Source organism: Phocoenobacter uteri, assembly GCF_900454895.1.
Lineage (GTDB): Bacteria > Pseudomonadota > Gammaproteobacteria > Enterobacterales > Pasteurellaceae > Phocoenobacter > Phocoenobacter uteri.
Genome location: NZ_UGTA01000001.1, coordinates 779,132 through 794,200 on the forward strand (window position 1 = coordinate 779,132; position 15,069 = coordinate 794,200).

Below are 15,069 nucleotides of genomic sequence, written 5' to 3' on the forward strand. Positions count from 1 at the left end.
AAAAATCAATGATTATCAAAATGCTAATTTTGCAAATTATGATATAAATCTCACCGCTTATGTCTCTTTTTACTTTACAGCTCCCTTATAAATTGTTTTAATTCACCCCTTACAAATTATTAACAAATGATCATCAAAGGTATTCAATGGATATTTACGCATATATCTGCTTTCTTTCAGCTCTTTCTATTTTACTCGGTTTCTTTACCCATAAAATCAGCGACAAAGTGCAATCAACGATTGCTATTACAGCAGCCGCAATGGTTGGTTCTCTACTTTTACTTATTTTAGGCTGGCTTGGTTGGTTCAATATCGACACCATTGCCAAAGATGTAATGCAACAAGTCGATTTCAAACGTTTCTTGTTAAATGGTATTTTAGGCTTCTTATTATTTGCTGGTTCATTAGGAATCAAATTACCTGTATTAAAAGATCAAAAATGGGAAATCTCAATTTTTGCTCTTTTCTCTACATTTATATCAACAATGATCATTGGCTATCTAATTTATGGTATTAGCCATCTAATTGGTTTAGATATCAAACTGATTTACTGCATTTTATTTGGTGCATTGATTTCACCAACCGATCCAATTGCTGTGCTTGCAATCATTAAAAATTTAAGAGCCCCAAAACGTCTCTCAATGCAAGTAGAAGGTGAATCCCTTTTTAATGATGGTGTAGGTTTAGTGATATTTGTAACCGTGCTTGCAGTCGCATTCGGAGGAGAAGAAGCAACCTTTGGAAGTATCTTAGAGCTCTTTTTACACGAAGCTGTCGGCGGCATTGTGTTAGGTTTTATTTTAGGTTTTATTGCTCACTTATTGATTTCTGCTACTGATGATGGAAGTATGGAAATCTTACTAACACTAACTATTCCAACCGCAGGCTTTATGTTTGCAACCAATATTCTGCACGTATCTGGTGCATTAGCGATGGTGGTTTCAGGCATTATGATCGGAAACTGGACTCGTCATTCTGGCTTTTCAGAACAAAGTCAACGTTATTTAGATCACTTTTGGGAAATGATCGATCACTTCCTAAATTCATTACTTTTCTTCCTCATTGGTTTTGCCGTTCTACTGATTGATTTTAATATCTATGGCTTTATTTTAATGATCGTTGCTATCCCCGTTTGTTTAGCTAGTCGTTATATTAGCTTATGGTTACCATTTAAATTCTATCAATGTTTTAGAACTTATAACCCTTATACTTTAAAAATTATGACTTGGGGTGGGTTACGTGGTGGACTAGCACTCGCAATGGCTCTTTCTATTCCGCCACAAACCGCTTTTATTGGCGATACTGGAATGGACGTTCGTGATCTTATTTTGATTATGACCTACTCTGTGGTGATGTTCTCTATTCTCGTTCAAGGTGTTACTATTGAGAAAACAATTCAACAGGCAAAGCTTGTTGACCCAAACAGAGAAGAATATCTAACCCCTTCAAATAAAATAGACTAAGTCGTTCTATTCATTAACTTATATAAAAAAGATTAAGCCATTATGACTTAATCTTTTTTTATTGATAATTATCTTGTGAAAACTCAACAATCAAATCTCACAAATGATTCTATTTTTAAGAGGTCATTTTTAATTCATTTTTTGCAAAAAATAAAGATCATCATTTTCCCATATCAACTTTCCCACAACGTCCAAATCGGTTTACAGTTGCTCGGTAATATAAGATCCTTACCAAAATCAAGCCATTGGGTTGGATAGTGAAAATCTGAGCCAACAGAAGCATAAAGTTCAAATTCTTCTGCCCAGCGAGCAAGAAGTTGACGTTGATCTCGTGATTGCCCGCAACCAGAAACTTCAATACCATCTCCCCCAGCTTCTTTAAAAGCGGTGATTAAGCGACGTACCCAACGAGCGGTTAATTTATAACGTAGTGGGTGGGCAACATTGATGACTCCGCCTGCTTGATGAATAGTGTCGATTGCTTCTTCCATCGTACACCACATCGGTTTAACGTAAGCAGATTTGCCCTGCCCTAAATATTTTTTAAAGGCTTTTTCGATACTTTTTACGGCACCGATTTCGACAAGAAAACGTGCATAATGGGCACGCGTAATCTCACCCTCTGCGAGATTTTTTGCCCCTTCATAAGCATTTTGAATACCTGCTTTGGCAAGTTTTTCTGCGATTTGAATTGCACGTTGCTCTCTTAAAGCGGTCTGATTTTCAAGTAAATTTACCAAATTTTCATTGGTTTCATCAAAGTTGAGCGCACTTAAATGAATATTTTTATCTTGCCAAACAATGGAAATCTCAACACCTGAAATTAGCGTGATCGGTAAGTCTTGTGCTGCTTGCTTTGCTTCTGCCAGCCCATTGATTGTGTCGTGATCCGTTAATGCTAACACATCAACGCCTTTTTCAACTGCTCGTTGCACAACTTCCGTGGGCGTTAGCATTCCATCAGAGGCCGTACTATGGCAGTGTAAATCATAATTCATTCTTTGTTATCCATATTATTTTTTTATTCCTTAATTTTGATTATTGGATCTATTGAAGAATCCAAGGGGCGCTAAAAGTGCTTATGCTTCGACAGGCTCAGCAACCGAACTCTGTCAAAACATGGTTGCTGAGCTTGTCGAAGCATAAGTTCTATCCTACAAAACGTTTCGCTTCAATTACTTCATCAATCTGCTGAATACGAGAAAGTAATTTTGCCAATAAATCAATATTGGTTAATTCAATTTCTAGGTTGATCGTCGCAAGATTAGATTTAATATCTGTTCGGCTTGAGATACCCAGTACATTAACTTTTTCATTCGCCATAATACCAGTAATATCTCTTAGTAATCCACTAAAATCATTCGCAATGATTCTGATGGTTAAGCTAAATCCTCTTGCATCATTCACACCCCACTGAGCTTGTACGACACGTTCAGGGTTAATACATTTTAATTCAAACAGTTGTTCACAATCAGATTTATGAATAGAAATTCCTCGTCCTTGTGTGATGTAGCCCACTATGCTGTCGCCCGGTATTGGCTGGCAACAACGTGCAACAGTGTGCATTAAATTTCCCACACCATCAATAATAATGTCACTACTCTTTCCTTTATTATTTACGTTATTTGCAGCTTTATAAGTCACCGCTTTCAGCACTGCTTCATCTTCTTGCTCTGCTGTTGGTTTAATCAATTTACTTTGTAAATAATGGCTTAACTGGCTTACTTTAATGTCGCCACCACCAATCGCTGCATAAAGATCGTCAATCTGCTTCAGGTTATAACGTGGCAGTGCATATTGCTCAATCTGTTTTTGTGTAAACTTGAATTTTGCCATTTCCGTTTCAAGCTGTTCTTTGCCAAGTGGAATGTTTTTATCACGATCCAACTTTTTAAAGAAATTAACCACTTTGGCTCTGGCTCTCGCCGTGTTAATAAAACCATTGTTTGGATTTAGCCAATCTCGACTCGGATTTGGGTTTTTCTGGGTAATAATTTCAACCTGATCCCCCATTTGTAGCTGATAGGTAAAAGGCACAATTCGCCCTGCCACTTTCGCCCCAATACAACGATGCCCTACTTCACTATGAATTGCATAGGCAAAATCAAGAGGAGTGGCATTTTTAGGGAGATCAATCACCTCGCCACGAGGGGTAAAGACATATACTCGGTCATCAAAAACTTGACTACGCAACTCGCTGATTGACTCACTTGATTCAGCAATATCATTCTGCCAGTCTAATAATTTACGCAACCAAACAATTTTATCTTCGTAACCTGCTCGTCCTGCCGTTGCTCCTTCTTTATATTTCCAGTGTGCTGCCACACCCAGCTCAGCGTCATCGTGCATTTGTTGAGTACGAATTTGCACTTCTATTGGTTTATTTCCTTTACCCAACACAACGGTGTGCAATGATTGATAGCCGTTTGGTTTTGGATTAGAAACGTAATCATCAAAATGCTCGGGTAAATGCTGATAATTCGTATGTACAATGCCTAATGCCGTGTAGCAATCTTCAAGGGTTGCAACAATAATTCGTACTGCTCGAATATCAAATAATTGCTCAAATGAAAGCTGTTTGCGTTGCATTTTTTTCCAAATGCTATAAATATGTTTTGGACGACCATATACCTGAAAATCGTCTAACTCTTCGTCAAATAAAGCGGTCAGATTTGTCACAAAATTTGCAATATATTTTTCACGATCAAGACGACGTTCTCTCAGTGCTTTAGCAATTTGTTTATATTGTTGAGGGTGTGAGGCTCTAAAACAGTAATCTTCCAGCTCCCATTTTAACTGTCCAATTCCTAAGCGATTGGCAAGTGGAGCATAAATTTGTGAACATTCTTTGGCAGCAAGCACGATTTCTTCTTCGGTCTTATCTTCATCTCGCAAATAAGTGATTCGCTCCGCCAGTTTAATAACCATACAACGGAAATCTTTGACCATTGCAAGAAGCATACGGCGAATATTATCGATTTGAAGATCAGATGTCGTGCCTGCATTTAATTGACGAATGTTATCCATCTCCAGTACGCCTTTCACAAGCTCGGTAATACTGGCATTAAACACATCTTTAACTTCGATTAAATCAATAATTTTATGTTTAACCAAAGGCACAAGAAAAGCAGCAACAAGACTATCATCGTCCATATTCAAGCCGTGTAAAATTTCTACCATTTCAATCCCAAACCACATTAAAGGATATTGCTCTACCTCTAATCGTTCCTGTGCATAACGCCATACAATTTGAATTTCTTCAAAAGTAACGGGGGACATTTGCAAAGACGCACCCCAACTAACTAATTCAAAATTAGCGAGTTCCAATGAGTGAGAACGACGAATTGCAACCATAAATCCTCCTGTTATATTTTATGGGATTAAACTGAAAATAATCTATTTGCTCGTAGATAGCCCTTTAATTCTATCTTGTTTATTTGAAGTTTTTAAAGCAAGAACACAGCCTAAAACAACAATAATACACCCTATTGCTTGATACAAATTTAATGTTTCATCTAACACGAAATATCCTATTACAGCCGTTGCCAAAGGGATCATTAACTGAATCACATTAAAAATCGCAATACCTTGTTTTTGAATAATATAAAAGGCAAATAGCATACCTGTAAGCATACCATAAATACCTGCAATGCCAAGCCCTAGCAATAAGCCTATTTGTACATCTTGTAACTGAAAAATAACGCCTGTCTTCACAGCAAAAATTAAATAAATACAACCTGATAAAATTGCCGTTGAAGTGCTAATAACTAATATTGATAGTGTCTTTGATATATTTTTAACAAGTAAGTTCTGGATAGATTGAATAAAAATGGCAAGGGTTAAAAATAGTGAACCGACGAAAAAATCTGAACCATTGTGGGCTTGCTTTCCATAAAACACAAAAATCAACGAACCAAAAATCGCTAAAAGACTGCCCGAGTAAAAATGTTTTTGTCTCACTCGACAGCGTTCATCAGCGAAAAAAATAGCGGCCATAATAATCGCCACAGGCATTGCTAAAATACCAAAAATACTCCCCGCTAATGCAGAGGTATATTTTAGACCTGTAATGAAAAAATACATATTCGCTGTCATAAACACAGCTAGAATCAATAAATTAAGAATCAGTGTTGGGTTTTTAATAAGTTTATAGACTTCATACCTATATTTGAAAAGACAAATAAATAAAAAAACAAGACCACCAGATAAAAACCGAACCGCATTATTATTTAATGTATCAAAATGAATACTCATAAAACGCATAATCGGAAATCCTAGCCCCATTAACATAATGTAAGATAACCGAATCATATTCTCGTTATTCATCATTGTCTTATCCATTTACTCCCAACGCTTAAATAATTCCTTTTCAAGGTAAATGTCAAATTGATCAAGCAGGCGATTTACCCCCTGATCAACAATATCCGCCACAGTTTGTGGACGATGATAAAACGCTGGCATAAGCGGTATAATTTGTCCGCCAATTTCCGAAACTTGTGTCATTAAACGTAAATGCCCTAAGTGTAATGGTGTTTCTCGCACACAAAGCACTAGGGGTTTACGCTCTTTTAAAATTACATCAGCGGCACGTGTAATCAGATCGTCAGTGTAGCTGTGGGCGATACCTGACAAGGTTTTCATTGAGCAAGGCAACACGATCATTCCTTTGGTACGAAACGACCCCGATGAAATCGCTGCCCCAATATCTCTGATATCATAGACTTTATCCGCTAAAGCTTTCACTTCTGATAAGGTGTAATCCGTTTCCGCTGAAATTGTTTGCTTAGCAGCATTGCTAATAATCAAGTGCGTTTCAATTTCAGTGGATTTCAATACTTCAAGCAAGCGAATGGCATAAATCGCCCCACTTGCTCCGCTAATTGCAATAATTAAACGCTTTGGTAAGCGGTCAGATTTTTGAGAAATTTTGCAATTTTCCATTTAACGATCTACTTATGCTTTATTTAACAAAGTTGAATTAGCTTGAAGTTGCTCAAAGAACCAACTCACAATAAACCCAAAATGAGGGATAAGTTGTGATTCTTTCCACCAATCACTTTGATTTGCTTGTGTGAAACTATCAAAGAAGAATAGCACTGCTGACACAATCAACACGCCACGCAAACCACCAAATACTACGCCTAGCACTCTATCTGTACCACTTAATCCAGTATGATCGACGAGTTTGCCTAATAACGCATTGATAATACTCATTACGATCAACGTACCAATAAAAAGTAACACTGCGGCAAGGCTATTTCTTAAAAACTCGGATTCTTGTAAATAAGGAGAATTAACCTGTGTAAAATAACCGCTTAAATAAGGATAAAAATAACTTGCCACAAAAAATGCGGTTACCCAACCAACTAGCGACATCACTTCTCGAATAAAACCACGCCATAAACTCACTAACGCAGAAAAAACAATAATACCAATAATAATATAATCAATCATAAAACCTCTTTTTAACCTTCATATCCAACATCATCTAAGGTTGGATTATTTGCCCCTTGTTTGGCTAATTCATCACAAATTTCATTTTCACGATGCCCTGAATGCCCTTTTACCCACCGCCAATCAATTTTATGCTGTTGAATTTGCTGATCTAAGGCAATCCATAAATCTTTATTTTTAACAGGCTTTTTCGCACTGGTTTTCCAATCATTCTTACGCCAATTAAAAATCCATTTCTGAATGCCATTTTGCATATATTGACTGTCACTAAATAGCGTGATTTGGCAAGGCTCTTTCAACAAGCTCAACGCCTCAATAACCGCACGCAATTCCATTCGATTATTGGTCGTTTGAAAATAACCTTTACTGACAGTTTTTTCGTGTTGTTTATAACGTAACACAACTCCAATGCCACCTTTACCGGGGTTACCTAAACACGAACCATCAGTAAAAATCTCAATTTGCTTCATTGATTTTTACCTTTTTTTTCTTTTTCATCTTATAAATTTTCCAAGCCACAAAAGCAATGACTGCAACAAGAATAACGTAAATAATCGCCTGACCTTTGTGCATTTGTTCCTCTACCCAATCCAGATTTGAGGCACCAAAATCACCTAAATAAACCCAAATCGGTACAGAAATAATTGCCGCACAAAAATCAACAAACACAAAGCGAGCATAATTTACACGATTTGTAATCCCTGAAACCAAATAAACGACGGCTCTTAAACCTGGTAAAAAACGAGCGGTGAATAATAAACGGTTGCCATATTTATCGAACATTTTTCTCACAGCGGATAATCGACCGCCTCGCACGAGAGGCTTAATTAAACGAAAACGTAAAATTTTCTTGCCATAAATACGACCCAGCCAATACATTGTGCTGTCACCAGCTAACACACCAATCATACTTACCACAAGCATAATATGTACGTTGGTATAGCCTAACCCTGAAATGACACCACCTGAAACTAAAGTCACATCTTCGGGAATCGGTAAACCAAAACCACACGCGAGCAATACAAAAAAGACGGCAAAATAGCCATATCCACTAAAAAAATCAATTAAAAATTCCATTAAAATTCCTACTTATTTCTTGTTTAAATTTCTTACCGAATCACGTACCACTAACTCTGGCATAAACTCCAATGTTTGTGGTTTATTTTGCTTATCTTTTTCAGCAATACGTTCTAACAATAATTCCAATACTCTATCAGACAATCGAGATTTAGATTGGTGCATTGTGGTTAAAGGCGGTGCATAAAAACGAGAATTGTGAATATTATCATAGCCAATCACAGAAATATCCTGCGGTACAGATAATCCTTTTAGATTGATCGCAGAAATCGCACCCAGTGCCATCACATCATTAAAACAAAATACCGCTGTTGGGATTTTGCCTGAATCTAAAATATTATTCATACATTCAAAACCACCTTCTGGCTCAAAATCCCCTTCTTGAATCCAATCTGGCTCAATCAAAAGATTCGCTTCACACATCGCCTTGCTAAAACCTTGAAAACGGTTTTTAGATAATGTCTTAAACAAATTACCGCTGATGACCGCAATGTCTTTATGCCCATTTTCAATTAAATGTTTTGTTGCTAAATAGCCCCCTGTGAAACTATTATCGATAATCACATCACTATTGCACTCTTGCCCCCAATCCATCACTACCATTGGAATATTAGTACGATTTAACAACGCAAGGGAGTTTTCAGTATATTCGCTACACATAACCAAAATGCCATCGACACGTTTTGTCATCAACATATCTAAGTGGTTTTGGATTTTATTAAGATCATTTTGCGTATTACATAAAAAAAGAGAATAGCCCATTTCATAGCAGTGACGTTCCATCGCCAAAATAATTTCAGCAAAAAAAGGAGCTTCACTGGTCGTCACAATCATACCGATAGACTTCGTGGTGTTCACTTTCAAACTACGAGCCACCGCACTTGGAGAATAATTAAGTTCAGAAATCGCATCCCAAACTGCTTGCGTAGTTTTATCGGCGACAAAGCGTGTTTTATTGATCACGTGAGAAACGGTAGTTGTTGAAACGCCTGCTAATTTTGCTACATCTTTAATTGTTGCCATTGACTATTACCTTAAAATAAAACACATAAAATTGTGCCTATTATAGCTGAGTTTTTATTAAAACTTGAAATTCTTTTATGAAATTTATGAAGTTATCCGCATTATGCTGTTTTTTACTTCAATCCTTTAGGTCATTATAAGAAACAAGCGGTTATATTTTGAGTAAAATTTACAAAATTTCAAATAAGATCGTTTCATATGAAAATCTCCGCCTTTCTTTTTAGCAATAAAAACTAAATAAAGTACAATTCCTCTTGAATTAAATTATTTCGCCCTTATTATGGAGCAATGTATTCACTTTTAAGAAAAATAATTTAATGAGTAAAAAACGCAGTGCAAGTTCTTCTCGTTGGCTTGCAGAACATTTTAAAGATCAATTTGTCCAAAAAGCACATAAACAAAAGCTACGCTCTCGAGCATACTTCAAAATTGATGAAATTCAACAAACCGACCGTCTTTTTAAACAAGGTATGACCATTGTCGATCTTGGTGCTGCACCAGGTGGCTGGTCACAGTATGCTGTTTCACAAATCGGTGGTAAAGGACGTGTTATCGCTTGTGATATTTTGGATATGAACCCTATCGCTGGCGTTGACTTCTTACAAGGCGATTTCCGTGAAGAAAGCGTGTTAAGTGCTTTGCTTGAACGCGTCGGTGAGAAAAAAGTTGATGTGGTAATGTCAGATATGGCACCTAATTTTAGTGGTATGCCTTCTGTTGATATTCCTCGTGCAATGTATCTTGTTGAATTAGCCTTGGATATGTGCCGTCAAGTTTTAGCAAAAAATGGTAGCTTCGTAGTTAAAGTGTTTCAAGGCGAGGGATTCGATGAGTATTTAAGAGAAATTCGTGCAATGTTTACAAAAGTAAAAGTGCGTAAACCGGAGGCATCTCGTGGTCGCTCTCGTGAGGTTTATATTGTTGCAACTGGGTATAAAGGATAATTTGCAAAAACTGATAAAAATTTAACCGCTTAATTTTACACAATAATGTAAATAGATAGTTAAAATTTATTTTTTGTAGTACCCTTATACATAATTTTATTACAAATAGAGGAACTTAACCTTGAACGATATGGTTAAAAATATTTTACTTTGGGTTGTTGTTGCTGTTGTTTTAATGACGGCCTTTGAAGGATTCAATTCTATTAGTACTTCTGCCAATACGGTAGAATACTCCCAATTTATCAAAGACTTAAAAGATGAGCGTTTAAAAGCAGTCGATTTTAAATCAAATGATGAAGCTATTCTAGTGACTAAAAAAGATGGGGCGACATATCAAACTGTGATGCCACTTCCTGATCGTGACTTATTAAATGATCTTCTAAAGAAAGACGTTGTTGTGTCAGGGCAACCACAAGAAAAACGCGGTTTATTATCACAAATCTTTATTTCTTGGTTCCCAATGATGTTGTTGATCGGATTCTGGTTGTTCTATATGCGACAAATGCAAGGCGGTGGCGGTAAAGCGATGAGCTTTGGAAAAAGTAAAGCCAAAATGCTTTCACCTGATCAAGTTAAAACCACTTTTGCTGATGTTGCTGGTTGTGATGAGGCAAAAGAAGAAGTCGGCGAAGTCGTGGATTTCTTACGTGATCCCTCTAAATTCCAAAAACTCGGTGGACGCATTCCAAAAGGTATCTTAATGGTTGGACCACCGGGAACCGGTAAAACACTTTTAGCAAAAGCAATCGCAGGCGAGGCAAAAGTACCTTTCTTCACAATGGCAGGTTCTGACTTTGTAGAAATGTTCGTTGGGGTTGGTGCCTCTCGTGTACGTGATCTTTTTGAACAAGCGAAGAAGAATGCACCTTGTATCATCTTCATTGATGAAATTGATGCTGTTGGTCGTAAACGTGGCGGGGCTGGATTTAGCGGTGGACACGATGAACGTGAACAAACCTTAAACCAAATGCTGGTTGAAATGGACGGTTTTGAAGGAAATGAGGGCGTGATTGTTATCGCAGCAACCAACCGTTCAGATGTGCTTGATAACGCATTAACTCGTCCAGGACGTTTTGACCGTCAAGTGATGGTTGGATTACCTGATGTGCGTGGTCGTGAACACATTTTAAAAGTACATATGAAAAAAGTCCCTGTGGCTGCGGACGTTGACCCAATGATTATCGCACGTGGTACACCAGGTTATTCAGGTGCAGATTTAGCAAACCTTGTAAATGAGGCTGCTCTATTCTCTGCGCGTGCAAATCAAAGAACCGTCACAATGGAAAACTTTGAGAAAGCGAAAGATAAAATCAATATGGGACCTGAACGTCGCTCGATGATTATGACGGAAGAACAGAAAAAATCGACCGCTTATCACGAGGCTGGACACGCAATTGTGGGTTATTTAATGCCTGAACACGATCCTGTTCACAAAGTGACAATTATTCCACGTGGACGTGCGTTGGGGGTAACATTCTTCTTACCAGAAGGCGATCAAATCAGCATTAGCCACAAACAACTTGAAAGTAAATTAGCAAGTGTTTACGGCGGACGTTTAGCAGAAGAGATCATTTATGGTAAAGAAAATATCTCAACAGGTGCTGCAAGTGATATTCAAGTTGCGTCGAATTTAGCTCGCAGAATGGTAACTGAATGGGGCTTCTCTGAAAATCTAGGGCCAATTCTTTATAAAGATGAAGAAGGTTTTGGTGCACCAAAAGTCGTTTCAGAAGAAACCGCTAAATTGATTGATGAAGAAGTTCGTAAAATCGTTGAACGTAGCTACGAGCGTGCAAAACAATGTTTGTTAGATAATATTGATATCTTACACTCGATGAAAGATGCGTTAATGAAATATGAAACCATTGATATGCCACAAATTAAAGCCCTAATGGAACGCCGACCTGTTGGTGAGCCTGAAAGCTGGAATGATGATAATACACCAACTTCATCAGATAACGATTCTGATGAAAAAGGTAAACTAGAAGAAACTGAAAAAGAAGATAACACGGATAATTCAGTCCCAAGCATTTCATAATTTTATTGATAAATAAAAGCCCTAGTTTAGTAACTAGGGCTTTTTTGTGGCTATTTTTCAGTACCAATCCATAAAAATATGTCGTCCCTCATCTGATTTTTCAAGTTACACTTTTAGTTGCACTAAACAATAAAAAAGCAGGGAATTCCCTGCTTTTTAACTAATATCAATGTATATTCATTAACCTGTATTACGCATTCCTGCTGCAATTCCTGTGATGGTTATCATAAGAGCCTGTTCTAAAATAGGATCTCTATTTTCCTCACCTTGTTGGCGTAAACGGTGTAACAATTCAACTTGTAATAAGTTAAGTGGATCAGTATAAACATTACGTAAACGGATTGACTCAACTACCTCAGGTAAATCCCCCATTAGCGTATCGTGGTGAGCTAATTGCATAATAGTATCTACATCAGATTGTAATTGGGCTCTTAATGTTTTACCTAAATGGTGTAGTTTTGGATCAACCAAACGTTGATCATAATGCTCTGCTAACCATAAATCCGCTTTGGTAAACACCATTTCTAGCATACCGATACGGGTTGAGAAAAACGGCCATTCTGTACACATCTCAGCTAAAACACCGTTTTTATCTTCATCCATAAGCTGACGTAACGCAGATCCAGCACCTAACCAAGCGGGTAACATCAAGCGGTTTTGCATCCACGCAAAGATCCAAGGAATAGCACGTAAACTTTCAACACCACCATTTGGATTACGTTTTGCAGGGCGAGAACCAAGCGGTAATTTACCCAATTCTAATTCAGGGGTTGCACTACGGAAATAAGGCACAAAATCGGCTTCGCCACGCACGATATTGCGATACGCTTCACAAGAAATCTCTGATCCCTTCGCCATTACATCACGCCAAGCTTGTTTTGGCTCTGGCGGTGGGAAAATATTCGCCTCTAAAATCGCACTTGCATACAATTCTAAACTTTCTACGGCAACGGTTGGTAAACCTAATTTAAAGCGAATCATCTCACCTTGTTCCGTTACACGCAAACCATTTTTCAATGAGCGAGGTGGCTGTGAGAATAAGGCTGCGTGAGCTGGTGCACCACCACGACCGATTGTACCGCCACGTCCGTGGAATAAGGTTAATTCAATACCATTTTTCTCAGATAAATTCACTAAGGCTTCTTGTGCACGATATTGAGCCCACGATGCCGCTAGCATTCCCGCATCTTTTGCAGAATCTGAATAGCCAATCATTACCATTTGTTTATTAGCAATAATGCCACGATACCAACCGATATTAAATAATTGTGTCATTACTGATTCACAACGATCTAAATCATCTAAGGTTTCAAATAATGGTGCAACTGGAATGCTCGCTTTACAGCCTGCTTCTTTCAATAATAAATGCACCGCTAACACGTCAGATGCTTCACGTGCCATTGAGATTACATAAGCAGAAATCACGCCTTCTGGCTGCTCTGCAACCACTTTACAGGTGTCTAAAATCTCTTTAGTTTCTGCACTTGGTGTCCAATTTGTTGGAATAAGTGGACGACGAGAGTTCAATTCTCTTACCAAGAAAGCCTGTTTATCTTCTTCTGACCATTGAGAATAATCACCTAAACCGATATAACGCGTAATTTCTGCAATTGCCATTTCGTGACGTGTACTTTCTTGACGAATGTCTAAACGAGATAATCCCACACCAAAACAGCGAACTCGGCGTAATGTATTCAATAATTCGCCATTTGCTACAATACGCATTCCACAAGCGTGTAAGGATTGATAACAATCATATAACGGTTCCCATAACTGCTCATCGCTTGTAATGATATCTTCTTTACGAACAGTTAAATTTTTACCGTCTAATACTTCAGTATAATAAGCTACCGTATTGATCAATTTTGTACGTAACTCTTTTACAACCACACGGTAAGGCTCTAAATGTTCGCCATATTTCGCACTAAATTCAGGGGTACATTCCACGATTGAAAGCTCATCAGCTAATTCTCGAATATCATTTAAAAACAACTCCGCAGCTTTACGACGACTCATTGCAAGTACAGTTCGTGTTGTTTCGTGAGTAACAAAAGGATTTCCATCACGATCGCCCCCCATCCAAGATGAAAAACGAATAGGTGTTAAACCAACGTTATGTTGAACACCAAAATTTTTCTCTAAATGGAAGTTCAATTGACGACAAAATTCAGGCACCGCTTTCCATAAACTGCTCTCAATAACTGCCATACCCCATTTTGCTTCATCAATCGGTGTTGGGCGCTGCGTGCGAATTTCATTGGTATGCCACGCTAATGCAATCATCTGCATTAAACGGCGTTTTAAACGGATAACTTCAGGTTCAGGCAAATCATTATGCTCTAAACGGCTTAAACAACGGTTGATTTCAACGTGTTTTCCCACCAACGAACGACGAGTCACTTCTGTTGGATGTGCCGTTAGCACCAATTCGATCAATAATTTTTCAACGGTTTCAATGACCTTATTGACTGGCACGTTCTCCGCTTTTAAACGTTCAAAAAGCTTACCCAAAGAACGTTCACCAAATGAAGATTCTTTGCTATTACGAGCAATCATTTGATACTGCTCTGCAATATTGGTCAAATTTAAAAATTGACTAAATGCACGAGCAACAGGCAAAACATTTTCAGTTGAAATGGTAGAAAGGGTATCTAATAATTGCTCTCTTGCTTTCTCATCACCTGAACGAGACGCTCTTGAAAGCATTCGAATATTTTCAATGAGATCAAGAATTTCACTTCCTTGAGCATCCTTAATTGTTTCCCCAAGAAAATCCCCCAACATATGAATATTGCTACTCAATGTATCTTTAACTGGTGCTATATTTTGATTCATAATTTTGCTTCCCTAATAATTAAAAATTTCAGGATACAGATATACCGTAAAATCATTGAAAAATCAAAGCAAAGCACTGAAAAATAAGGGAGATAATGATATTTCTCAAATAAACGAATCAAATTTAAAACTATTGCAACAAAGCAAAAACAACTCATTAACAATTAAATAAAGTTAAATTTTAAGTCTATAAGCGGTCTATTTTTATTAAGTTTTTGCAAATTTTTAAGAAAAT

Annotated in this window: 12 protein-coding genes; 3 read left to right on the top strand and 9 right to left on the bottom strand. The window is 37.5% G+C overall.

Annotation, left to right across the window (positions count from 1 at the left end; all coding sequences use genetic code 11):
* Positions 1 to 146 precede the first annotated feature (146 nt).
* Positions 147 to 1,463, top strand: coding sequence for a cation:proton antiporter (locus DYE60_RS03415; protein ID WP_115315236.1), 1,317 nt, complete (start codon positions 147 to 149; stop codon positions 1,461 to 1,463).
* A gap of 173 nt (positions 1,464 to 1,636) precedes the next feature.
* Here the strand turns inward: DYE60_RS03415 and rnm are convergent, their stop codons facing one another.
* The 8 genes from rnm to purR all read right to left on the bottom strand — a co-directional run bounded on the left by rnm (position 1,637) and on the right by purR (position 9,017).
* Positions 1,637 to 2,461 (bottom strand): RNase RNM, encoded by an 825-nt coding sequence (gene rnm / locus DYE60_RS03420; protein ID WP_115315237.1) that lies wholly within the window; start codon positions 2,459 to 2,461, stop codon positions 1,637 to 1,639.
* A gap of 151 nt (positions 2,462 to 2,612) precedes the next feature.
* Complete coding sequence (gene relA, locus DYE60_RS03425; RefSeq protein WP_115315238.1) at positions 2,613 to 4,817, bottom strand: GTP diphosphokinase; 2,205 nt, start codon at positions 4,815 to 4,817, stop codon at positions 2,613 to 2,615.
* Positions 4,818 to 4,859: 42 nt separating this feature from the next.
* Positions 4,860 to 5,804, bottom strand: coding sequence for a DMT family transporter (locus DYE60_RS03430; RefSeq protein ID WP_424450096.1), 945 nt, complete (start codon positions 5,802 to 5,804; stop codon positions 4,860 to 4,862).
* Positions 5,805 to 6,404: a UbiX family flavin prenyltransferase gene (locus tag DYE60_RS03435; RefSeq protein WP_115315239.1), complete on the bottom strand. Its 600-nt coding sequence runs from the start codon at positions 6,402 to 6,404 to the stop codon at positions 5,805 to 5,807. It lies immediately after the preceding gene.
* Between the two features lie 12 nt (positions 6,405 to 6,416).
* Positions 6,417 to 6,917 carry a CvpA family protein gene (locus DYE60_RS03440; protein WP_115315240.1) on the bottom strand — a complete coding sequence of 167 codons (501 nt, stop codon included), beginning with the start codon at positions 6,915 to 6,917 and terminating at the stop codon, positions 6,417 to 6,419.
* A gap of 11 nt (positions 6,918 to 6,928) precedes the next feature.
* Positions 6,929 to 7,387: a ribonuclease HI gene (gene rnhA, locus DYE60_RS03445; RefSeq protein WP_115315241.1), complete on the bottom strand. Its 459-nt coding sequence runs from the start codon at positions 7,385 to 7,387 to the stop codon at positions 6,929 to 6,931.
* Entirely contained in the window at positions 7,374 to 7,994 is a 621-nt protein-coding gene (locus DYE60_RS03450) for a DedA family protein (protein WP_115315242.1), read from the bottom strand. Before DYE60_RS03450 ends, rnhA begins: the two co-directional genes overlap by 14 nt.
* A gap of 12 nt (positions 7,995 to 8,006) precedes the next feature.
* Positions 8,007 to 9,017, bottom strand: coding sequence for an HTH-type transcriptional repressor PurR (gene purR / locus DYE60_RS03455; protein ID WP_115315243.1), 1,011 nt, complete (start codon positions 9,015 to 9,017; stop codon positions 8,007 to 8,009).
* Between the two features lie 317 nt (positions 9,018 to 9,334).
* Here purR and rlmE point away from each other — a divergent pair, with 317 nt between their 5' ends.
* Both rlmE and ftsH read left to right on the top strand, forming a co-directional pair.
* Entirely contained in the window at positions 9,335 to 9,961 is a 627-nt protein-coding gene (rlmE, locus tag DYE60_RS03460; protein ID WP_115315244.1) for a 23S rRNA (uridine(2552)-2'-O)-methyltransferase RlmE, read from the top strand.
* Positions 9,962 to 10,082: 121 nt separating this feature from the next.
* The gene (gene ftsH / locus DYE60_RS03465) at positions 10,083 to 11,999 is read left to right on the top strand and encodes an ATP-dependent zinc metalloprotease FtsH (RefSeq protein WP_115315245.1); all 1,917 of its coding nucleotides are present in this window, start codon (positions 10,083 to 10,085) and stop codon (positions 11,997 to 11,999) included.
* Between the two features lie 180 nt (positions 12,000 to 12,179).
* Here the strand turns inward: ftsH and ppc are convergent, their stop codons facing one another.
* Positions 12,180 to 14,834: a phosphoenolpyruvate carboxylase gene (gene ppc / locus DYE60_RS03470; protein ID WP_115315246.1), complete on the bottom strand. Its 2,655-nt coding sequence runs from the start codon at positions 14,832 to 14,834 to the stop codon at positions 12,180 to 12,182.
* Positions 14,835 to 15,069: the final 235 nt, after the last annotated feature.

Excerpts from the sequence above, each read along its gene's own strand:
- DYE60_RS03450 (WP_115315242.1), bottom strand. The coding sequence starts at position 7,994 with ATGGAATTTTTAATTGATTTTTTTAGTGGATATGGCTATTTTGCCGTC.
- relA (WP_115315238.1), bottom strand. The coding sequence starts at position 4,817 with ATGGTTGCAATTCGTCGTTCTCACTCATTGGAACTCGCTAATTTTGAA.
- ppc (WP_115315246.1), bottom strand. The coding sequence starts at position 14,834 with ATGAATCAAAATATAGCACCAGTTAAAGATACATTGAGTAGCAATATT.
- DYE60_RS03415 (WP_115315236.1), top strand. The coding sequence starts at position 147 with ATGGATATTTACGCATATATCTGCTTTCTTTCAGCTCTTTCTATTTTA.
- purR (WP_115315243.1), bottom strand. The coding sequence starts at position 9,017 with ATGGCAACAATTAAAGATGTAGCAAAATTAGCAGGCGTTTCAACAACT.
- DYE60_RS03435 (WP_115315239.1), bottom strand. The coding sequence starts at position 6,404 with ATGGAAAATTGCAAAATTTCTCAAAAATCTGACCGCTTACCAAAGCGT.
- DYE60_RS03430 (WP_424450096.1), bottom strand. The coding sequence starts at position 5,804 with ATGGATAAGACAATGATGAATAACGAGAATATGATTCGGTTATCTTAC.
- rnm (WP_115315237.1), bottom strand. The coding sequence starts at position 2,461 with ATGAATTATGATTTACACTGCCATAGTACGGCCTCTGATGGAATGCTA.
- DYE60_RS03440 (WP_115315240.1), bottom strand. The coding sequence starts at position 6,917 with ATGATTGATTATATTATTATTGGTATTATTGTTTTTTCTGCGTTAGTG.
- rnhA (WP_115315241.1), bottom strand. The coding sequence starts at position 7,387 with ATGAAGCAAATTGAGATTTTTACTGATGGTTCGTGTTTAGGTAACCCC.
- rlmE (WP_115315244.1), top strand. The coding sequence starts at position 9,335 with ATGAGTAAAAAACGCAGTGCAAGTTCTTCTCGTTGGCTTGCAGAACAT.